Source organism: Paenochrobactrum pullorum (assembly GCF_041929845.1).
GTDB lineage: Bacteria > Pseudomonadota > Alphaproteobacteria > Rhizobiales > Rhizobiaceae > Paenochrobactrum > Paenochrobactrum pullorum.
The window spans coordinates 1-21,966 of record NZ_JBHEEH010000003.1; the positions used below are offsets into that span (position 1 = coordinate 1).

Below are 21,966 nucleotides of genomic sequence, written 5' to 3' on the forward strand. Positions count from 1 at the left end.
TATCGACATCAACAGTTTCGATTTAAATGGTAAGGAGCTCAAAATAGCGCAGTTACCTCCGCAACTGACGCCGCCAGGATTGTTTTTGACAACAACTGAAACGTTTCAGGCGCGGTGTTATTGATAGCCATTTCAAATAAAAAACCGGAGTTTTTATACTCCGTTTTTTTATTACTTATAAATATATTAAGACGGTTTTGTTGCAAAAAGAATTCGGATTTGTCACAAAGTTTTTAAATTAGTGATTACCTAATCATCATATTGAATGCTGGTCTCGTGATACAGGAAGAGGAGATCTACATGCTGTTAAATGCTATTGTTGAGAAGCTCAAGATCACTCCAAGAATGATTTCAAGAGCCGCACTTTGAAGTTTGAACCGTACTGGGTTTGCCGGAGGCTCTAACTTGTAAGGGCTGTGTCGCAAAGTTTTGATTGGTTCAGAAGCGGCCATATTTCTGGACTCAATTATGCTGCGAGTTCAGCAAAGACCTGAAATGGCGAGCGGTTATCGTTTGCAAACTGGTTTTTACGGATCATGTGGGCTACTTTGATGCTCGTGACGGTGGCTGCGGCAGAATGAAAAGCTTTGAAGCCGATCATTGGCTTGGTGATCAGTTTGATAAAGCGGTGATCCTGATCAAGGATATTATTGAAATATTTGATCTGCCTGATTTCAATGGGATCGACTGTCCAGTGAATTTAAGGATGGTGTTAACAGCTTGAAGGCCAGCCAAATTGGCTCCGCTTTTGTCAATGACAACCCTCTCGGGAAAGCCATTAGTTACGATGATCTTCTTGAAACACCGCCACGCCGCGGCCAGATCCCGACGTTCAGACAGCATGAAATCAAGCGTTTGGCCATCGCCGTCAACAGCTCGCTAAAGATACGTCCATTTTCTTTTCACCTTGATATAGGTCTCGTCAACTCGCCACGAACTGGTTGTGCGGCGTTTTCGTAGCTGAGCTTGCACAGCGATCTGCGAAGAGTAGCGAACAACCCATCGGTTTAGGGTTGCATGGTCAACTGAGATGCCTCGTTCATCAAGAATCTCTTGCAATTCACGGTATGTAACTGGGTAGCGACGTAAAGGAAAACCGCATGCAGGATGGCGCTTTTGGGAAAGTGTGCGCCTTTGAAATCGACCATCACGCGCTTCCGCCTTATTAAATTCCTACATAATTTCATATGATAACTCAGCCCAATTGAAAACTTTGCGACATGTATGGACGCCCCGTTGGTTGCAAGAAAAATCTTTTGGAAATTATTACGCGTGTAAGTCGGGTGCTGACATGTATCCGGCCTCTGATGCAGCGTTCTACATGCGGCGGGCCTTTATGGGAGTTTGTAGATCAAGTCCAATTCAAAACCGCGTGCGCTGAGCACTGTGTCGCAATCTGGTTTTCCTGATCTCGTCTCATCGACTGTTACGCCATATCTTTTCTTCTGACCTTCTTACACCTCCGACAACCTCCTGATCGTCACAGTTTTTACCCTGCTGCGATCAGAGCCTGATAAATTCCGCCTTTTGCCATCAACACCCAAACAATACGTGCCATCTTGTTAGCCAGCGCGACCCTTATCAGCATTGGTGGCTTTCGTTTGAGCATATGTGCCGGCCATGAGCCGGGTGTACTTCCCTTTCGTGTCGCCCATCGTACAACAGCACTTGCCCCGATAATGAGTAGACGACGCAACGTTCGCTCTCCCATCTTCGATATTTTGCCCAGCCGCTGTTTCCCGCCTGTCGAGTGTTGTAGTGGTGTAAGACCAAGCCACGTGGCGAAATCGCGCCCGCGTTTGAACGTCGCCGCTGCAGGTACCTATGCGATTAGTGCGGTTGCGATGACCGGACCAATTCCGGCAATAGTCATCAGACGATGCGCGACTTCATCTTGTTTAGTGCGACGGGCTACCTCAGTATCTAAAAGTGTGATATGTTGATCCAAGGCACCAAGCATCTCTACGAACACTTCAAGGACTGGACGAGCCATGTCGGGTAGATCTCTCTCCGGGTCTTGCACAGCAATAATCAGCTTGCTGACATGGGAGGGACATTGCGCAACAATAACCTCAAACTCTGCCAAATGGCTGCGTAATGCATTGATGATTTACATGCGCTGTCGCACGAGAAGATCGCGCACTCGGAACGCAAGTGCTGAAGCCTGGCTCCCCTGACTTTTTGCAGCAACAAAGCGCATTGTTGGGCATAGAACTGCCTTGTAGATTGCCGCTGCATCAGCGGAATCATTCTTTTGGCGTTTTACAAACGGCTTGACATAAACAGGTGCGATCAACCCAAGAGTATGGCCAAGGTCGCCGATCTCCCGACCCCAATAGTGATTGATGGCGCATGCCTCCATTGCAACGGTACATGCTGGCAGCTTGCTAAAAAATTCGGATAATTGATCGCGCCGCAGTTTCTTGCGTAAAAGCACAGTTCCAGCTCCATCACAACCATGAACCTGAAATACATTTTTCGCTAAATCCAGACCAATAGTGGTAATCTTTTCCATGGACGCCACCTTTAAATGGTGTTCAACACCGCCATTATGCCACATTAAGGCTGTCGGGGCGCGTCAACCCCATCCGGGCCAGAATTCGCCTCCCTTGAACCTTCCGGCTTCAAGCCGAAAGTGCTTCAGTGAAATACAAATTTATAATATCAATATTATATTATAAATTTTTATTAAGAATAGCCTCAGAGAGAATTCTCCCATTCCTTGTTAATTCAACAGAATTAGAATTCATTACAATCAAATTTTTATTATTCAAATCAGTCAAATTATTCGATATATATTTATTATTAAAAAAAGAATTACCATTGAATTTTTCTCTATGTATTTCATCCAGGATAGGCTGGCATGTGGAAAGTGCCATTTTAAAAGATATGATTTCCTGTCTTGCGGGAGAAATACCCTTAACGGATAATATAGGTATTTTACCATTAACGACGGAATTTTCATAATCTGAGAACTCAGTGTAATTCACTGCCTCTGATCTGCGGCACTTCGAACTTCCTCCCAGACCAATTGCAACCTCCGGAAATTGCTTATCCTGATCTGTAATTATTCCTTTCCACTTCTCTGGCTTGGCGCCCTTTTTATAATAATACATATTAGGATGCTCATTATAATCGTTCAGCAATAATTCATCAATGATTTCACGCATTTGGTATTGCTCGCCAAGGCTTGGAAGATGTGTTTTTGGTTGCTCCTCCTTTTTCTGTAGCTTCTTTTGCCAGAATGACGGACGTTGCATGGAAACGCCGGTTCGGGTCTTCATAAAATCCTCAAGATGCAATTTTGTGCAGACAAGATGTTCTAAATTTAATTCACGCGCTTTTAATATATCCTGCCGTACCAGATCGACATTTTGATTGCGTAATCCGTAAATCAAATCAACGCTGATCCACTCAAAGCCCGCCATTCTGGCATTATGTACCGCTTCAAAGCAGTCCTGACTATTGTGCATCCTGCCTGATGACCGGATAACCTCATCCGAGAATGACTGAACGCCAAAAGAGATTTTTGTAATTCCCAGACGAGAAGCGGCTGTTAGAAAAGGCAAAGTTAAGCTGCCGGGCTCGCCTTCGATGCGTAAAGTTGCTTCGCTGAAGTTGAAATGTGTGCGATAGAATTGCAGCAGTCTTTCCAGCTCCTCAACGGGTAACAAAGAGGGGGTGCCGCCAAACAGATTAAATTCACCAATTGGAACATCAGCTAAATATGGAACTGCCTGCAACCACAATTTTGCTTCCAAAATATTCAGGTCGATCACTCTGGCATACATATCCCGTGATTTAGGATCCTTTGGGTTAACCAGAACGATCGGAAATTGGCAGAAATGGCAGCGATAGCGACAAGTCGGAATGTAAGCCCATAAATGGATTGGATTATTTTGCTTGAGCGTATGATTTAAATCTGAGAAAAACTTCGCTACAGGATAATTGTCGATATCTCCGGGAAAAACATGAGCGCCAAACGGATCTCTGTACACATACTGGAGCAGATCACTGTTTTCCGGTTTTTCCAATATATCCGTCACCAACGGCCGCGGATAATGTGGATCAAGAATATTCAAAGATGATAATGCTTCACTAATATTCTTCATAGCTTCACCAATCTGGAGATATGTTTTCAATTGTTTTTAGAAGACACCGCCATTCGCAAAGTAATTATGTGCATTGCCGGATTCCCGATCCTCGCAATAATAATAAACATACTTGTTAAACGCATCAGGATGAGATCGTAAAACATCATCAAGACAATCAGGTAACTTAGGAGGATACCCTATATCCTTTCCGATATATTGCCGCAAACGAGCAAATATCTCATCTCTGAATTCAAAATAAAGCCGATATGACGGGGTTTTATACAAGTGAATTGGTTTGAAATTTAATATTCCTGTCTCAGCCTTAATTTCTTCAATTCGATTAACAATATTACTTAACAGATCAATGTCAAAGAAATCGATGACATTTTCATTATTGTAAAGCTTCTGATTTAATAGTAATGGCAATATAATATTCTTTGGAATAAAGTCTTTTATAGAATAATCCCATGCTAAAGCTGCCTGCTCATCACTTAAATCATCTTGAAGATTGTTATCAGAAATTGTTCGTACATCTTTCATAACGATGGTTCCGCCAGAACCATAAGCAATTCCGTGTATAACTTCATTGAGGAGCAAATCCACACGTCTGCTATTGATCTGCACTTTGGCGTGATGCGCGTAAGTATTGTTGCCACCACTGGCAACGATCTTGATACCAAAATCCCAGTCATCTGATAAATGCTGTACGAAACAGCCATTCTTGATTTGATAAAAGATTTCTATTCCGCCAACGGTTTCATATTTTTCCCTCTCAACAGCGAAACCTTTACCATCCGGAAATCCGCCAAAGAGAGTGAATGCAAAGGCTCTGCAACGGAGTGTTTTTTCGATTTGCTGCCATAGATTAGGACGGCTGTGAAAATGATTTTTATCGTAATAATAATTGCATGTGCCAAGATCGGCATCATCCTCAATCATCTTACTGTATAATTTGTAGAGCCACTGCTTATCGACAACGCAATCGGCATCTGCGGACAATATATAAAATTTATCGCTTCCCAATGTGTGTTGATCCCGTTGGCGAGACCGCTGGATAACCCAGTCCATTCCTCTTTTGCGTGCGGAGGAAACGCCTTGAATGGTTTCTGAGATACAATAGAGATTAAAATCCGGGTGTCGGACATGAAAATCCTGAATTTCTGCAACGGAATTATCTGTTGAATTATTGTCAACAGTCACAAGCTCATAAAGGTCACGGTCAACCAAAGCTCTATCATCATATTGATGATAGAGCGCTTCAAGAGCATGGACTATCATCTCTTGTTCATTAAAAACCGGAACAACGATTGATAGTCGTATTTGATCCTTCATCTCATACATAATCGTGCCAATTATTGAAAAAACTCACAAAATTTATGTAATACTCGGTCTGATAAATGCTTTTTACCTGTCTGAAAGTTAAATCCTGCATAGGCTTTCATTCTTTCCGGCGCATTCAACAATGCGTAGACATCATCAATAAATGTCTCATCCGGTAAACCATCCTGCTCTTTGGTTATTTCCATGACCGGCGCCAAATATCCCTGACTGCCATAAACAGTATCGTAATATTCGTAACGCGTCGTGAGATAGCATCGGCCCAAAGAAATCGCTTCGCCGATTGGATTACCATAACTGTCATAATCATAAGACGTCAGAAAAGAGACGGCATTTGATACTAAAATGATTGTTTCAACGGAGAATTTTTCATTATTAGAATTATCTAATGTAAACGGTAATTCGCCTAAAAACAATATGTTTTTAGTAATTTTGAGACGATCCGCCAGCAAAATGAGATCCGAAGTACAGGCTATATTTTCCTTTGTGTCACCCAAAATCAGTAAATATACCTCTTTGTTTTGTGCAGAAAAACGCTGTCGCAGATGGCTAACCAGATGAATATCCCGGTCTATCCGTTTCTGAGGAATTAAACGGGTGGATCTGGTAAGAATAATATCCGTGTCTTTAATCTTGAGGAATGGCCGTACAAACCCGGCATCTTTGCAATCTTTAAATTTATAGGTATTCGGCAAAACGGTGAGATCAATATCCGAGCCAGCCCATTGCCTCATCTTCGATGCAGCTGCATCGTGGAGTGTCACATAGTGGATGAACGGAGAAACCGTAGGCTTTATAGCATTGTAATATGGCGCAGTACCATATTTCTGTATAGCAGTTTCACTGCTCCACATCAGGTCATGGTCTCGCCAGATAACGAATTTTTTTAATTTAAATTCTCTTCCATATGTATCAATCGCTTTATACAATGCTTTCGTAAAAATAACATTTTCAGGCAGCGTTCCATTCTCGACAATAATATAATCTATATTTTCACGTCGCCAGCAATCACAAATACTATGAGAGAGAACATCCGAGATATTTTCTATTTGTTTATGCAAATCCGGATTTTTTAATTTTAACGGTCCAGATGTGTTAACCGCACGAAATACACAGTTCAAAAAATCAACATTATAGTCATTCAGTAAATGGACATCCGCAGTGCGTGCGAGCTCAACCCAGCGTGGAAAATACCGTTGTAATCCTGCATAAGGTTTACCGAAGTTTCCCTTATCCGTTTTAATGTCGTAACCAATATCAAGAAGGATATGAAAACCCTTCTCTTTCAGAACGGCCCCAAGTTTGAGTGCTTCGGTGATAATTCCGGATAGTACTATCCCATCAAAAGAAATAATCCAGATATTTTTCATATCAAATATCCTCATAACTCACAGGGAATTCATCGCTATATCAAGCAGCCGCTGAATTTTTGCAGCCTGTTCAAAAGATGGTTCCTGTGTTCCTTCTTTCATCACCGCATCAGTAAAGCACTGATACGTTGTGCGTACCATCGGAGCCTCTACCTGTTGCCAGTTGCCATCATCAACGTCCGCACCTGTGCAAACCGCAAGACTGGTTCCCTGATGCCAGTGCCTTAACTCCAGACCGCCTTTGTCGCCATAAACAGAGAGCTTCAGTTCATTGATACGTCCCGTCGCCCAGCGGCTGGCATGGATAACCCCCAATGCTCCGTTGGAAAAACTGGTTGTCATGACAAAGCTGTCATTGGCGTCCAGTTCATAATCTTCACTCCGGTTTTCCAATGTTTTGTCGAATGTCTTGAGACGGCAGGAGATGGCTTCAATATCAAGATCAGCACCGAAAGTTACAAAATCCAGTATATGAATACCGACATCACCAAGCACACCGTTTGAGCCGTGTTTGGTTGATAATCTCCAAAGCCATGCAGGGTCATTACGCCAATCACCCCAATATTTTGATACCAGCCAGCTTTGCAAATAGGAGGCTTCAACATGATGCGGAGAACCGATCACACCGGTGCGGATCATATCCCGCGCTTTGGATAATTCAGCTATATTGCGATAGCTCAGATTAACCATCCCGACTTTACCAGTTTCTTGTGCGGCTGTGACCATCGACAATGCATCGGCATAATTTGTAGCGAGCGGTTTTTCGCAAAATACATGCTTACCTGCCGACAGTACCTGCAAAGTTGTAGCACAATGGCAGGCATCGGGTGTGGCATTCGCTACCGCATCAAACTCACCCCACGCTATTGCTTCATCCAGTGTGTTGAATAAATGCGGGATGGAATGGGCCCGCCCGAATGATTGCAGCCGGATAATATTGAGATCGACGGCCGCAACGATTATCACTCCTTTGATCGCACTAAAATGCACCGCATGATTATGTGCCATCGAACCGGTACCAAGGATCAGTAAGCGCATAATCTTCTCCTGAATCTCTTACGATGCAGAAGTGCTTTAATCATCGGCATCACTCCGCAGGACAGGTTTTTCTTCAGTAAGATGTTCTGGCGCCTTATCCGCCGGTACATTCGGGGCATCGGCAATCATCATGACTCTGTTTGGATTATGGGCCCAATGGACGGCATTACGCAGAACATGTCCGATATGCTTATTATAATATGTTGGATAGGTTTCGTGCCCTGGGCGAAAATAAAATATGTGGCCAGCTCCGCGCTTATAGGTCAGGCCGGAGCGAAAGACCTCGCCGCCTTTAAACCATGATATAAAGACGGTTTCTAAGGGCTCAGGAACTGCAAAGGCTTCCCCGTACATTTCCTCGTTTTCAAGTTCAAAATATTGCGGTAGTCCCTTTGCAATTGGGTGTGAAGGATTGACCACCCATAATCGTTCTTTTTCTCCGGCCTCCCGCCATTTCAGCGAGCATGGTGTTCCCATCAGTCGCTTGAAGAGTTTGGAAAAATGCCCTGAATGCAGCACAATCAGCCCCATGCCCTGCCAGATGCGATGGATAACGCGTTCAACAATTTCGTCACCGACTTGTTCATGCGCCTGGTGTCCCCACCAGATCAGAACATCTGTCACCGCCAGTTTCTCTTCACTGAGGCCATGCTGATCCTCCTGCAATGTCGCGGTTGATACGGCCAGATCTTTATCTTCAGTCAGTAGTCTGGCTATTTGGCTATGCATGCCATCCGGATATAGTTGACTGACTTGCCTGTTGATCTGCTCATGAACATTCTCTCCCCAAACAAGCGTTTGAATAGTCATCCAGATTGCCTCCTTCTTTCACGCCGCGCCCCAGAAAATGGCCGCTGGCGTCAAACCTGTAGAGATACTTGCTGTTTTTTACGGTAATATGTACCGTTTTTTCAGTTTGTTGCATTGCCGGTGTGTCTGCCGCATCTGCCCGCACGATCAAAGGTTCATCTGCACCTATATCAACATAAAGGTAGACCTCAGCACCGAGGTTCTCGCGCAAAATAACCCTGCCACTCCAATTAGCAGGCCTGGGGGAGAGGCTGAGATGTTCAGGTCGTATTCCGACTATACGTGTTCCGAAGGCCTCCGCAAAATGTCCGTTCAGAATATTCATTTTGGGGGAGCCGATAAATCCTGCAACAAACAACGAACATGGAGCATCGTAGAGTTCTGAGGGCGTACCGACCTGTTCGATTTTGCCGCACTGCAAGATGCATATGCGGTCGGCAAGCGTCATAGCTTCAACCTGATCATGCGTAACATAGATCATGGTTGTTTGCGGCATTTTCTGTTTTAACCTTGTTATTTCTATACGCGTCGCAACACGAAGAGCTGCATCAAGATTAGACAATGGCTCATCGAACAGAAACACCCGCGGGTTGCGCACGATGGCGCGGCCAATGGCAACACGCTGGCGCTGACCTCCGGAAAGCTGACGCGGCAGAGATTCAAGACAGGGTGTGATTTGCAGCATTTCGGCAGCTTCACGCACACGCCTGTCAATCTCTTGCCGGCCATATTTCGCCAGTTTAAGACCAAACGCCATATTCTTATAGGCTGTCATATGTGGATACAGAGCATAGGACTGAAACACCATCGCTATGCCACGTCGTGAAGGCACCAGCTTATTGACGACATCGCCATCGAATAAAAGTGTGCCATCCGTAATGTCTTCAAGACCGGAAATCATACGCAAAAGTGTCGACTTTCCGCTTCCTGAAGGGCCAACGAATACCATCAATTCACCGGACGCAATTTCCAGTTTAACACCTTTGATAACTTCCAGTACGCCGTAGGATTTACGAAGATTATCCAGCCGGATATGTGTCATGATATCTATCCTTTGACACCACCGGTTGTCAGACCGGAAATGATTTTACGTTGAAAAATCAGAACAAGAATAATCAGCGGCATCGTAACAAGCGTGGATGCCGCCATAATATTTCCCCACGGAAGCTCATGTCCGCTGACGCCGGTCAGCAGGGCAATTGTCACAGGAATTGTGCGCATTTCAGAGGATGAAGTGAAGGTCAGCGCAAAGAGAAACTCATTCCATGCCGCAATGAAGGCCAATAAACCTGTTGTCACCATAGCGGGCCACATCAGGGGTAAAAAAATACGTGTAACGATTACCAACGGGCCGGCCCCGTCAATGATTGCGGCCTCTTCAATCTCGACGGGCAATTCACGCATGAACGAAGTCAAAATCCAGACCGTAAAAGGCAGTGTAAAAATCATGTAAGAAAAAACGAGGCCGGCAATGCGGTTATACAGACCAAAAAAACGGATCGTTTCAAACAGACCGGCAAGGACAGCAATTTGCGGAAACATGGAGATAGAAAGGATAACCATCAGGATCAGACTGCGGCCACGAAACCTGATACGGGATAAGGCATAGGCAGCCAATACTGAGAGAAATAGCGATAATAAGACGGCTATTCCGGCAACGAACAGAGAGTTGAAAATGTTGCGTGGGAAATTGGCAATATTGATTACAGCGTAATAATTGGCCAATGACAGATTTTCTGGCCAGTAATGTATTTCAAACAGGGCTGTTCCCGTTTGCAGGCTGGTGGTTGCTGCATAATAAAAAGGAAACACGGCAACTATGATAATAAGCGCAACCAGAAAATAAAATGCGCAGACCCGTATGCAGGTTAGTATAAAGGCTAAGGCCATCATTACTCCTCCTTCCGGAGGATTGTGCTGCCAAAACTCAAAACAAAGATGGTCATCAATGCGAGGATAAGAAACAATAGCGTTGACTGCGCCGCACCATAGGAAAACTTGTCAAAATCAATGAGATTTTCGCGCGCCAGAACAGACATTGTTTTCGTCTGTGAACTGTTGGGCGTCAAAACATAGATCAGATCAAAAATACGCATAGCATCCAGCATGCGGAATATAATTGCTACAATCAGTGCCGGACGAAGCAATGGCAGGGTCAGACAGAAAAATTGTTTGACGGGATGCACCCCGTCCACCCGCGCTGCTTCATAAATTTCGCGCGGGATCATTTGTAAACCAGCCAGTAGTAACAAGGCCATGAAAGGCGTGGTTTTCCAGACATCCACAATAATTACTGCAATCATCGCTGTGTCTGCACTCGCTGTCCAGGCAACAGGATGCGAAATCATACCAATGCGCATGAAGAGGTCATTTAAAATGCCAAACTGATCATTGAGCATCCATCCCCATAGTCTTGCTGATACGATTGTAGGAATTGCCCAAGGGATGAGAATGGCGGCGCGTACAAGCCCGCGCCCTTTAAATGAGCAATCCAGTACAAGCGCGATAATCATGCCGAAGATTGTCTCGAAAAAGATAGAAACAAAACTGAAATAAACGGTGTTCCATACGGACTGCCACCACACCATATCCGTTATCAAGCCGGAATAGACAACCCGTCCGCTTTGCAACTCTACCCATGAAAAATAATTTTGCAGCCCGATCCAGCGCGCGGCACCAAGATCGGTCAGTCTCGCATCTGTCAAAGAAAACCAGATTGTCCGGCACAATGGCCATAGCGCCACAAGCGTTAAAACCAAGCCGACAGGCATGAGAAACAGTATAGCCATTCGCTGCCTGCTTCGTAACAGATCTGTGTGATGCAATGGTCCTTTAAGTCGTTCCGAAGGCGTTTTGACTAAAGTGCCCATTTGATACACATCTCCGATTACCAGACATTGCCTTTGAGAATAGTGAGCTTTTCCTCTAGTCGTGCAAGATTTTCGGCCGCAGTGCCGTTTCCGGATAGCGTGTCATGTACAGCGCTCCAAAACAACGCGGAAACTTCATTATATTTGGATTTTGTCGGCGCAGACGGACGCGCAACCGCTGTTTCGAATATTGGCTTCCACTGTGCCAACAATGGCTGCGCTTCGATTATCTGAGGATCATCGTAGAGTGCTCTGATTGTTGGCAGCAAAGAGAGCACAATTGCACGTTCTTTCTGCGCCTGCTTTGACGCAAGGAATTTCGCAAGTTCAATGGCCTCTTGTGGATGCTGAGAATATCTGGAAACCGCAACATTCCAGCCGCCGAGCGCTGCGGCCGATGCTTCGCCCGCCTTCGCGGATGGTAAAGCTGTGACACCAACTTTGCCACTTATCGGGCTATCCTTATTGTTGCTTAACGGATAAACATAGGGCCAGTTGCGCAGGAATACTGCATTGCCGGTTTGCCAGACACCGCGGCTTTCTTCTTCACCGTAGCCCAGTACACCCTTTGGCGTGATTGAACCAATCCAGCTTTGCACGATTTCAAGTGCTGCAATTGCGTGGTCATTATTGACAGATATCGCGCCGTTTTCTTCAATGATGTTTCCGCCGCCGAAAGCCTTTATCCATTCTAATGCTGTGCAGGTGAGACCTTCATAGGCATTGGCTTGGAACACATAGCCATTCATACCTCTCTTGCCGGCGGTACGTTCTTTATCTTGTATATATTGTGCTGTTTCAGTTAGTTCGCTGAAGGTTTTCGGTACAGGCTTTCGGTATTTCTCCAACAAATCTTTGCGATAAAACAGTACAGCGGCATCTGCAAAAAGCGGAAGAGCAATCAGCCTACCATCAACCGTTTGGCTTTGAATGGCTGATGAAAAATGGTCTGCCATAATATCTTTGGCCACACTGGTCAGATCCAGAAACTGGTTCGCCAGTTGCGGAGCCCAGACAATATCGGTACGATAAAGGTCAATATCCGTATTACCCGCTGCCAGCCAAAGCCGATATTGGGTAAACTGATCAGAAGAGTTAGATGGCATATCGACGATTGTGACTTTATTGCCGGTGGCTTTTTCAAAATCATTCAATTGCTTGCGCAACAATGCCTGACCGTTTCCGGTATCACCGGAAGCAATAGTCAATTCTGCGGCTATTACAGGTCCAGATAAAAAAATTAAGACTATTAAAGCCGTTATTTGATGAAAAATATTTTTTGAGCAGTTGATAAACATATTCATTTTCACATAAAATTACATCAAATTTAAGTATCTGCATAAATGATAGACGATAATTTACCCTTTAGTATCCCAATTTTTTATTGTTATTTCTTGGTGGGTATTGATTGGGTGGGGCGCGTCGGCCTTGATGTGGCAGAATAGAACCCATCACTACCCTGCAGTGCACTTGGCCTTAAAGGCGCAGCCAAAATGATTGAGGATCAGGCTCTCTGCGTCCTTTTGCAAGACCGTTATGCCGGATGGAACAAGCCGCCGTCACAAGCTATGCTCAAAGGTAAGCAAGCGCTGAAAGAGATTGCCCCTTATATTCACACTAAAGCATGTCTCCCAAAAGTGGGCACCGGTTTTGGGATAAAGACATGCGTAAAAACAAAACGCTAGAGCGAGCACGGTGGATACGATTAAGTGCGACACGCTCTAGTAAAATTGAGCCGCGACCGGTTTCCGGCAGACAGGAACTCTTGGAAAAGATCGTAAACCGCTATGTCTGACAGGTAAATTTTCAGCAACTTTTAAGCGCAAAAAATGGGAGTGGGATGATGAAAACGATTAAAGGACCAGCGATATTTCTGGCGCAGTTTGTAAGCGACAGCGCTCCTTTTAATTCTTTCGATGCAATCTGCAAATGGGCTGCATCACTTGGTTATAAAGGCGTACAAATACCAACTTGGGACAAGCGTCTGTTTGATCTGGAGAAAGCTTCAGATTCACAATCCTATTGTGATGAAATCAAAGGCATAGCGGCATCGCATGGTTTGGAAATTACCGAACTATCAACGCATCTTCAGGGGCAGTTGATTGCCGTTCATCCGGCTTATGATACTGCATTTGACGGTTTTGCAGCTGAAAGTGTTCGTGGCAATTCGCAGGCACGAATGGAATGGGCGAATGATCAGGTGCGGCAGGCATTACGTGCATCCAAGCGTTTAGACCTAAATGCAATGGCATCTTTTTCCGGCGCACTCGCCTGGCCCTACGTTTATCCCTGGCCCCAACGCCCCGCCGGTTTGGTGGAAACCGCTTTTGACGAACTGGCAAAGCGCTGGACACCGCTACTTGATTATGCGGATGAGAATGATGTGGATATTTGTTACGAAATTCATCCCGGTGAAGATCTGCATGACGGCATCTCCTATGAGATGTTCCTAGAGCGCGTGAATAATCATACGCGCGCCAATCTGCTCTATGATCCGTCGCATTTTGTACTTCAGCAGCTTGATTATCTGGAATTTATCGACATTTACCATCAGCGCATCAAAATGTTTCACGTTAAGGATGCTGAATTTAACCCGAGCGGCCGACAGGGCGTCTATGGCGGTTTTCAAAGCTGGGTCAATCGTGCGGGACGTTTCCGTTCGCTTGGTGATGGGCAGGTGGATTTCAGCAGCATCTTCTCCAAACTAACGGCTTATGATTTCGACAGCTGGGCTGTTCTGGAATGGGAGTGCGCGATCAAACATCCGGAAGAAGGTGCGCGTGAGGGCGCGGATTTCATCAAGCATCATATTATTCGGGTCACTGAACATGCTTTCGATGATTTTGCCAATGCGGGCACTGATGAAGCAGCCAACCGTAAGATGCTTGGTCTTTGATCGAAGCTTTCGCCGAAAGGAACATGCTATGGCAACTGAACACCAGCAGCACCGTATCAGGCTTGGAATGGTCGGCGGCGGACAAGGCGCATTTATTGGTGCGGTTCACCGGATTGCCGCACGCATTGACGATCAATATGAACTGGTCGCCGGAGCGCTGTCATCCAATCCGGAGCGAGCCAACACATCCGCGCGGGAGCTCGGCATTGCTGCAGATCGAAGCTATGCTTCTTATGAAGAAATGGCGCGTGCGGAAGCGGCGCGGATCGATGGCATTGAAGCTGTTTCAATTGTTACGCCGAACCATTTGCATGCGCCGATAGCACGCGCGTTTTTAAATGCCGGTATTCATGTCATCTGTGACAAGCCATTGACGACATCGGTGAAAGAAGCCGAAGAACTGGTCGCTCTGGTTGAAAAATCCGGAAAGCTTTTTGTTCTGACCCATAATTACAGTGGCTATCCGATGATGCGGCAAGCCCGTAGCATGGTTGCTAGTGGCGAGCTTGGTGATATTCGGGTCATTCAGGTGGAATATCCGCAAGACTGGCTGACCGAGCGCTCCGAGCTGAGTGGCGATAAGCAGGCAGAATGGCGTACTGATCCGGCACGTTCCGGTGCAGGCGGAGCGATTTGTGATATCGGCACTCATGCCTACCATCTGGCTGGTTTTGTTTCCGGTCTTGAAACAGAACAAGTGCTGGCACAGCTGACATCCTTTGTTGAGGGGCGAAGCCTTGATGATGATGTGCAGATCATGCTGCGCTACAAAGGCGGCGCACGCGGTTCTCTCTGGGCAAGTCAGGTGGCGGTCGGCAACGAAAATGGTCTGAAACTGCGTATTTATGGTAGTAAAGGCGGGCTGGAATGGACGCAAACCGACCCGAATTATCTGTGGTTCACGCGTTTTGGTAGGCCAAAGCAACTGATCACCCGTGGTGGTATCGGCGCCAATGCGGCTGCCAACCGCGTTACCCGTATCCCCGGCGGACATCCGGAAGGTTATCTGGAAGGCTTTGCTACGATTTACACAGAAGCAGCCCATGCAATCCGTGCTGCGCGAACAGGTGTAAAGCCTGATGCGCAAGTGCTTTATCCGACTATCTACGACGGTTTGGACGGTATGCGCTTTATCGAAGCCTCAGTCGCTTCCAGTCAGGCTGGCAATCAATGGACGCGCCTGAAATGACAGCATTATCCAGCGCAACCCACACAGATAGTGGCAGTGTAACCTTAACCTACGCGCGGATACAAATCGATCTATGAGGGTGTTGTTGCATGGATCGCCATTTAACTGAATGCAGGTAGCATTTTATGGTGGGAGTATCACAAAGTTTTGTTTGAACATAAGCGGCCTTATTTGTGGACGCAATTATGCGGGCTTGTCGCAAGGTTTTTCGCAGGCCGTGTTTCCGACAAAAAAGCTATAATGTTCATACTTTAATAACCTTTATGCTTCCAAAGCACTAAGTCGCCAACCCATTCTGCTTGATAACATTCCAGTCACAGGAAACCCCAAAGCCTTTGCGTAGCCATAGCATAACTTCAAAAGCCATGATTGATGGTTGAGTGTCGACTTCAAGACCACGTTCCAGAAATATTTCTTCGAGATCTCGGTAGCTTAAGAGACAGCGTAAATACCAACTGACTGCCTGCAGGACTAGACAGGTCACAAACTGACGACCTTTAAAGTCATTTTTGGAATGTTGTTTGAGCTTCTCAACAAGAACATTTAACAGCATGGAGATATCGTCCTCCTATGATGATTGTTCAGAGACAATTGATTTGGTTGCGATTTTAAAATTGGGAAAGTCGTCAAAAACCCATTTATTCTTAAGGGTGTCATAGATGATGGCGAGCAGCTTTTGCGCGGTGGCGATGGTGGCCTTGCCCGTACCGGGCCGCTCCTTGATGCGCCGGTAATAGCTGTTGAGGTAGCCGGAATCGCGGATCGCCATCAGTGTACATTGAACCAGTGTGGTGCGCGCCAGCTTGTCCCCGCGTTTGGTGATCCGATCACGATTGTCGGTATCGTTGGACTGGCTGACCTTCGGCACGATACCCAGATAGGTCGCCAATTTGTTGGAGCTGTCAAAATCTGCAACATTGCCGATCGACGTCAGAAGCACGGCTGCCGAGCGGAGACCAATGCCCTTGATGGAATCCAGTCCCTTATAGCCATCAAGCTGCGCGGCAGCGGTTTCAATTTCCTTATCTATTTTAGCACTGGCCACCGTCAGGCTGATGGCCTGATCACGGATGATCGTCAATTCAAACTATTCAAGCGCAGAGAAGAGCGTAATCTCCAGCTTTTCCAGCGCCCGCCTTGAGCCGAGACTTTTTTTGATCTTAATGCCGTGTCAGACAAATTGGGCGTAGATCTTGTTCAACAGCCGCGTGCGCTGTTTGACCTGCAGGTCGCGGGTATGGGTCAGCGAAGCCAATTCACTGTCGCGCGTGGATGTCACCTGAGTTTCCGGTAACATGTCCTTCGACAGAAAGAACGCCAAAGCCCGCGCATCGTTCTTGTCGGTCTTTTTCACCGATTTGCGGATCACCTGAAATTGTTTGGCATTGACCACAACAACGCGTTTGACAATGCCGATCACCTGATCACAGAACCATGAACTGTTGCCCGTCGCCTCTACCGCGATTTCGTCATCAACTGACAGGGTTGCGCAAAATTGGTCAAGATCGGCCTGGGCCAGCTGATACGTGGCGAGCGCTTCACCGCTGTCCTGATCCAGATGGCAGGCAGTAAAACTGTTGGTATGAAGATCGACATCGATATATGCCATTTACTATACTCCCATGATTGGCGTGTGGCGGGATCCAGTAAAGGGATGTGAACGCCAAGCCAAACTCCTATACGAGATCACCAGCCAAAACCGAGCCTCACGAGGGTCGTTCGGAAACAGGCGACGGGCAATCTCCTGCGACGATAGACCAGCATTCAATATTATGATTAAGCAATCGCTAATTCAAAAACTTAGCGAAAAGTCCCTCTAGTCTGCCCATTGAGACCGGGCAGTGATTTTGTTAACCAATGATACTCGTTGGGCAACAGGGCAAAATATTCAAACTATCATTTCACTCCCAACCGAGAGAGCGAGTAAATGATAAATATGTTTAAGAACAACAGATTTCATATTATAAAAATTAATTTTTGAATAAGCGCTTAAATCTTAAGCCTTTTATTCGCTGTGTTGTAAAGCATCCCGTAAACTTTTCACGCTCTCTTTGTCGCCGGAAAGCCTCAACTCCCTTTCGACATGATCAAGGTGATGCGCCATGGCTTTCTTCGCCGCTTTCAGATCACCCTTACGTAAGAACTCGATAATTTCTGCATGCTCATCAGGGCCGCAATTATGTTTATCAGAATTGCGAAATGCTGCCGTGATCAAGGAACTGCGACTGATAAGATCACGCATCAATCCGGTCAGAAATGAGGCTCCTGACATTTCAGCCAACATTAAATGAAACCCGCCAGACAATTTAATAATCTCACGTTTGTCATTTTTGTCATTTGCAATGCGTTCAAGTTCGACGTGTTGCAGCATTGCATCAACTTTAGCACCGTCCAGACGATCGACTAAACGTTCAAGCACACGTTGCTCGACGGCACGGCGGATGTAAAAAATATCCTTCGCATCCTCGACGCTCGGCTCGGCAACAAAAGCACCTTTATTTGTCTCAGTTTCAATCAAACCTTCATGCGCAAGTATGGTTAAGACCTGCCGCACACGTGCCCGGCTGATACCAAAAATTTCTGCGAGTTCCGTTTCTTTCAGCCGCGTCCCCGGACGTAACCGACGTTCTGCAATCGAAAGCCAGATTCGTTCCGCGATCTGTTCTATGGTTAGCGCTTCCATGGTCATCCTGAAATTGTTTGATTTGAAGCTAACTTATTTTTTTCTTTTAATCCAGAAGAAATGATGTCAATATTGTCGACAATCTAGTAGACAATTAATCTAAAAATGAGTCGAGTGGGGGTTCCGATGGATTTTGATTTCACAGCAATCGATGCGGCTGACCGTTATCGGTTGCTGACTAATTTTATTGGCCCCCGCCCTATTGCACTTGTAACGACACGTTGTATCGATGGCCAAGATAATGGCGCTCCGATGAGCTTTTTCAATGTTTTTTCACACGAGCCTCCTTTGGTGGTTTTAGGCATTCAACCAAAGCTGGACGGCCGTGAAAAAGACACTGTAGCCAATATCCGCCGCACGTCAGAATTCACCGTCAACATGGTTGATATGGCTCTTTCCCAAACCATGCTTGTTTGTGGTTTGGGGGTCGAGACAGGCGTTGATGAATTAAAACTGGCCGGTGAAACGGTCAAAGCCGGTAAGCAAATTGATTGCTCGTGGATACCCGCCAGCCCTTGCGCAATGGAGTGCAAGGTTGAACGTCTGATCGAATATCCGCGTCGTGTTTTAGTGATCGGCGAGGTCGTTCATATGCATGTTCGCCGCGATTGTCTGGATGAACAAGGACGTTATGTGAACCCTGAAATTTACCATCCGATAGCCCGCCTTCACAGTGACAACTACATTGTTTCGGATCGGCAATTTGTGCTGAAAGCGCCTAAATTAGACGAGTTGCACAAGCATATAGAAGAAAAAGAAAAAAGATGAAAATCTTCCTGATCAATCCTAATTCGACAGAAAACATGACAAAAGTCGCGCTGAAAAGCGCGCAACGTGTGGCTTCTGCGATTACAACCATTGAGACCGGCACAGGCATTGGTGCACCGCGCAGTATTGAAGGTTTTGCCGATGAGGCCATGTCTGTTCCCTCTATGCTGAACCAAATCCGTCGTGCAGAAATAAATGGTGCTGAGGCTACAGTTATTGCGTGTTTTGATGATCCCGGTCTTGATGCAGCCCGAGAAGTGGCCGCGGGGCCGGTCATTGGTATTTGTCAGGCAGGCATACAGGCGGCAATGATACTGGCAAAACGCTTTTCTATCATTACGACACTGCCGCGTTCAGTGCCTGTGATTGAAGATCTGGTGAAGCTTTATGGTGCTTCAGGTCATTGCCGCAAAGTGCGTGCCATTAACCTGCCGGTTTTATCTATCGAAGCAGAAGCCAATCAGGCTTTTAGGCTTCTGATTGATGAGATCTCGCGTGCTCGCGATGAAGATGGAGCTGAAGCAGTCGTCCTTGGTTGTGCAGGCATGTCGGAAATGGCTGCCAAACTTACAAATGCCACTGGTGTTGTTGTCATCGATGGCGTTGTGGTTGCCATTAAACTTGCCGAAGCCCTCATTGGTGCCGGTTTGCGGACTTCAAAATCTAATGCTTATGCCTTTCCACGGGTTAAAGGATGAGTACATCCAAAGAGTAGCGAGCAATATGTCGCATCAAAATTTGGTCTGTTAGCAGAAAGATTTGGAGGATCTTCTGCAAGATTGTCTACAAAACAGTTGACAGAATTTTTGATGTAGCTAACTTTTTCGATATCGACGTGTTTCTGAACACGGCACTGGGAGGAGAGAATTTGATGAGACTGAGAACGCTTATTGCGTTACTGGACGGTCGTGACGGATACCCGTCGCCGCAGCGGCGGAAAGATTGCTTTCCCTGTCTGGTTAATCTCGGATTATTGGCTGGCTACGGATGTAAGCCATGATTGTTTTTATCATTAAAAAACTCGCCAATGCGATTGTTGTGATGCTCTCTGTAGCATTTCTCGCCTTCTTGATTTTCCGCCTTGCGGGCGATCCGGTCGACATGATGTCATCCGAGCAAACTACTGAAGCTGATCGTGAGTTATTGCGTGAAAAACTGGGACTCAATGACAGTTTTCTTGTTCAATATATGCGTTTTGTCAGCAATGCCGCACATGGCGAATTTGGAATTTCTTACCGAAACGGACAAGACGTGCTCGGCCTGATTGCCGAACGTTTTCCGGCAACCATGGAATTGGTCATTGTTGCAACTATTTTGTCGCTTGTGATTGGCTTGCCGCTTGGGGTTCTGACCGCAATCAAACGCGGGAAATGGTACTCGGAGTTTTTGCAATTCGGCTCGATTGTTGGTGTTTCCCTGCCAAGTTTTGTCGTCGGTATTTTGTTGATCCTTGTTTTTTCCGTAAACCTTGGCATTCTACCGGCTTTCGGGCGCGGACAAGTGGTTGATTTTGGTTGGTGGACAACAGGCTTCTTGACCAAAACAGGACTATTGGCACTGGTTTTGCCTTCAGTCTCGCTGGCACTTTATCAAATTACACTCATCATGCGTCTTGTCAGAGCAGAAATGCTTGAGGTTATGCGCTCGGATTATGTGAAATTTGCCCGTGCCCGCGGCATCAACCGTCACAAAATTTACTTCCGTCATGCACTTCGTAATTGTCTGATGCCGGTTGTAACCCTGACCGCCATGAATATCGGCACACTGATTGCTTTTGCTCTGATTACAGAGACAGTTTTTCAATGGCCGGGGATGGGCATGTTATTCATTCAGGCCGTGACATTCATCGATATACCGGTCATGGCGGCCTATCTTTGCCTTGTCTCTTTTATCTTTGTTTTCCTCAATACGATGGTTGATATCACCTATGCTGTGATCGACCCTCGATTGCGCAACTCGAAATAGGGGGGGGATATGGCGACAACAAGCACGACACCTTCACGTATCCAGCGTATCCGCAACAGTGATCTCTGGTGGTCGTTTAAAAACTCATGGTCGGCACGTATTGGTGCCTTCCTGCTCATTGTTTTGCTCGGCTCTGCACTGCTGGCTCCCTATATCGCCCCGCAAAATCCTTATGACACAGCATCACTGGATATGTGGTTATCGGAGCTTCCGCCGATCTGGCAGGAAGGCGGCCAAATGCCGTTTATCCTTGGCACCGACACACAAGGCCGCGATATGTTGTCGGTCTTGCTATACGGCACCCGCATTTCCGTTATGATCGGTTTTGCTTCTGTGTTTTTCTCATTGATTATCGGTTTGAGCTTCGGCCTGTTTGCGGGTTATTTCGGCGGTCTTCTTGATGATCTTTTGATGCGGATCGGCGATATTGTCTTGTCTATTCCGACAATTTTGATCGCGATCCTTGTCTCGACTGTCGTGCGCCAAATTTTACCGCCCGATTTACGTGAAATCGGAGCTGCCGGTGTGCTGGTTCTTGCCATCACCTTGTCGGCATGGGTGCAATATGCACGAACCGTGCGGGCACAGGCTATTGTCGAGCGTGGCAAAGAATATGTCATGGCGGCAAAACTTTTAAATGTTCCCAACCGCCGCATCATGTTCAATCACATCCTGCCCAATACGCTGACGCCTGTTTTGGTCGCAGCTACTTTGAGCTTCGGCATGGCGATTTTAACAGAAGCCACCCTCTCCTTTTTAGGCATTGGCATGCCTCCGGGCCAGCCTTCGCTTGGCACATTGATCCGTATCGGCAACCAATATCTGTTTTCCGGTCTTTGGTGGATGGTGATCTTTCCGGTTGTTCAACTTTCCTTGCTGGTCGTCTCGGTCAACCTTCTTGGTGATTGGTTGCGCGATGCCCTTAATCCAAAGCTGAGGTAAATC

16 protein-coding genes and 5 pseudogenes are annotated in these 21,966 nt (G+C 46.3%); 7 read left to right on the forward strand and 14 right to left on the reverse strand.

Annotated elements, in window-relative coordinates:
* Nucleotides 1-466: 466 nt before the first annotated feature.
* From JNC77_RS07735 to JNC77_RS07785, 11 genes and pseudogenes are all read right to left on the reverse strand, one after another.
* Nucleotides 467-1,148 (reverse strand): annotated as a pseudogene (locus JNC77_RS07735) (IS6 family transposase).
* Nucleotides 1,149-1,489: 341 nt separating this feature from the next.
* A pseudogene (locus JNC77_RS07740) lies at nt 1,490-2,515 on the reverse strand (IS110 family RNA-guided transposase).
* A gap of 160 nt (nt 2,516-2,675) precedes the next feature.
* Nucleotides 2,676-4,112, reverse strand: a complete 1,437-nt coding sequence (locus tag JNC77_RS07745) for a radical SAM protein (RefSeq protein ID WP_374831159.1) — start codon at nt 4,110-4,112, stop codon at nt 2,676-2,678.
* A gap of 36 nt (nt 4,113-4,148) precedes the next feature.
* Nucleotides 4,149-5,435, reverse strand: coding sequence for a glycosyltransferase family 2 protein (locus JNC77_RS07750; RefSeq protein WP_374831161.1), 1,287 nt, complete (start codon nt 5,433-5,435; stop codon nt 4,149-4,151).
* Between the two features lie 11 nt (nt 5,436-5,446).
* Complete coding sequence (locus tag JNC77_RS07755) at nt 5,447-6,802, reverse strand: glycosyltransferase family protein (RefSeq protein WP_374831163.1); 1,356 nt, start codon at nt 6,800-6,802, stop codon at nt 5,447-5,449.
* Between the two features lie 18 nt (nt 6,803-6,820).
* Complete coding sequence (locus JNC77_RS07760) at nt 6,821-7,840, reverse strand: Gfo/Idh/MocA family protein (protein WP_374831165.1); 1,020 nt, start codon at nt 7,838-7,840, stop codon at nt 6,821-6,823.
* Between the two features lie 36 nt (nt 7,841-7,876).
* Nucleotides 7,877-8,650: a ThuA domain-containing protein gene (locus JNC77_RS07765; protein WP_374831167.1), complete on the reverse strand. Its 774-nt coding sequence runs from the start codon at nt 8,648-8,650 to the stop codon at nt 7,877-7,879.
* Nucleotides 8,610-9,692, reverse strand: coding sequence for an ABC transporter ATP-binding protein (locus JNC77_RS07770; protein ID WP_374831169.1), 1,083 nt, complete (start codon nt 9,690-9,692; stop codon nt 8,610-8,612). The genes JNC77_RS07765 and JNC77_RS07770 overlap by 41 nt, the downstream gene beginning before the upstream one ends.
* A gap of 5 nt (nt 9,693-9,697) precedes the next feature.
* Nucleotides 9,698-10,540 (reverse strand): carbohydrate ABC transporter permease, encoded by an 843-nt coding sequence (locus JNC77_RS07775; protein ID WP_374831501.1) that lies wholly within the window; start codon nt 10,538-10,540, stop codon nt 9,698-9,700.
* Between the two features lie 2 nt (nt 10,541-10,542).
* Nucleotides 10,543-11,520 (reverse strand): carbohydrate ABC transporter permease, encoded by a 978-nt coding sequence (locus JNC77_RS07780; protein WP_374831171.1) that lies wholly within the window; start codon nt 11,518-11,520, stop codon nt 10,543-10,545.
* Between the two features lie 17 nt (nt 11,521-11,537).
* Nucleotides 11,538-12,818, reverse strand: coding sequence for an ABC transporter substrate-binding protein (locus tag JNC77_RS07785; protein WP_374831173.1), 1,281 nt, complete (start codon nt 12,816-12,818; stop codon nt 11,538-11,540).
* A 168-nt stretch (nt 12,819-12,986) separates the two neighbouring features.
* Here JNC77_RS07785 and JNC77_RS07790 point away from each other — a divergent pair.
* The 3 genes and pseudogenes from JNC77_RS07790 to JNC77_RS07800 all read left to right on the forward strand — a co-directional run.
* Nucleotides 12,987-13,315 (forward strand): annotated as a pseudogene (locus tag JNC77_RS07790) (hypothetical protein); the annotation flags it as partial.
* A 48-nt stretch (nt 13,316-13,363) separates the two neighbouring features.
* Entirely contained in the window at nt 13,364-14,416 is a 1,053-nt protein-coding gene (locus tag JNC77_RS07795; protein ID WP_374831175.1) for a sugar phosphate isomerase/epimerase family protein, read from the forward strand.
* A 28-nt stretch (nt 14,417-14,444) separates the two neighbouring features.
* Complete coding sequence (locus JNC77_RS07800; protein WP_374831177.1) at nt 14,445-15,605, forward strand: Gfo/Idh/MocA family protein; 1,161 nt, start codon at nt 14,445-14,447, stop codon at nt 15,603-15,605.
* 382 nt (nt 15,606-15,987) lie between these two features.
* Here the strand turns inward: JNC77_RS07800 and JNC77_RS07805 are convergent.
* From JNC77_RS07805 to JNC77_RS07815, 3 genes and pseudogenes are all read right to left on the reverse strand, one after another.
* A pseudogene (locus JNC77_RS07805) lies at nt 15,988-16,158 on the reverse strand (IS6 family transposase); the annotation flags it as partial.
* A gap of 15 nt (nt 16,159-16,173) precedes the next feature.
* Nucleotides 16,174-17,214: pseudogene (locus JNC77_RS07810) on the reverse strand (IS110 family RNA-guided transposase).
* 396 nt (nt 17,215-17,610) lie between these two features.
* On the reverse strand, nt 17,611-18,294 hold the full coding sequence (locus JNC77_RS07815) for a GntR family transcriptional regulator (protein ID WP_374831179.1): 684 nt from the start codon (nt 18,292-18,294) through the stop codon (nt 17,611-17,613).
* Nucleotides 18,295-18,414: 120 nt separating this feature from the next.
* Here JNC77_RS07815 and JNC77_RS07820 point away from each other — a divergent pair, with 120 nt between their 5' ends.
* The 4 genes from JNC77_RS07820 to JNC77_RS07835 all read left to right on the forward strand — a co-directional run bounded on the left by JNC77_RS07820 (nt 18,415) and on the right by JNC77_RS07835 (nt 21,963).
* Nucleotides 18,415-19,056, forward strand: a complete 642-nt coding sequence (locus tag JNC77_RS07820; RefSeq protein ID WP_374831181.1) for a flavin reductase family protein — start codon at nt 18,415-18,417, stop codon at nt 19,054-19,056.
* A complete protein-coding gene (locus JNC77_RS07825; RefSeq protein ID WP_374831183.1) occupies nt 19,053-19,754 on the forward strand; it encodes an aspartate/glutamate racemase family protein in 702 nt (233 codons plus the stop codon). The genes JNC77_RS07820 and JNC77_RS07825 overlap by 4 nt, the downstream gene beginning before the upstream one ends.
* A 298-nt stretch (nt 19,755-20,052) precedes the next feature.
* Entirely contained in the window at nt 20,053-21,021 is a 969-nt protein-coding gene (locus JNC77_RS07830; RefSeq protein ID WP_374831185.1) for an ABC transporter permease, read from the forward strand.
* 9 nt (nt 21,022-21,030) lie between these two features.
* Complete coding sequence (locus JNC77_RS07835) at nt 21,031-21,963, forward strand: ABC transporter permease (protein ID WP_374831187.1); 933 nt, start codon at nt 21,031-21,033, stop codon at nt 21,961-21,963.
* Nucleotides 21,964-21,966 lie beyond the last annotated feature (3 nt).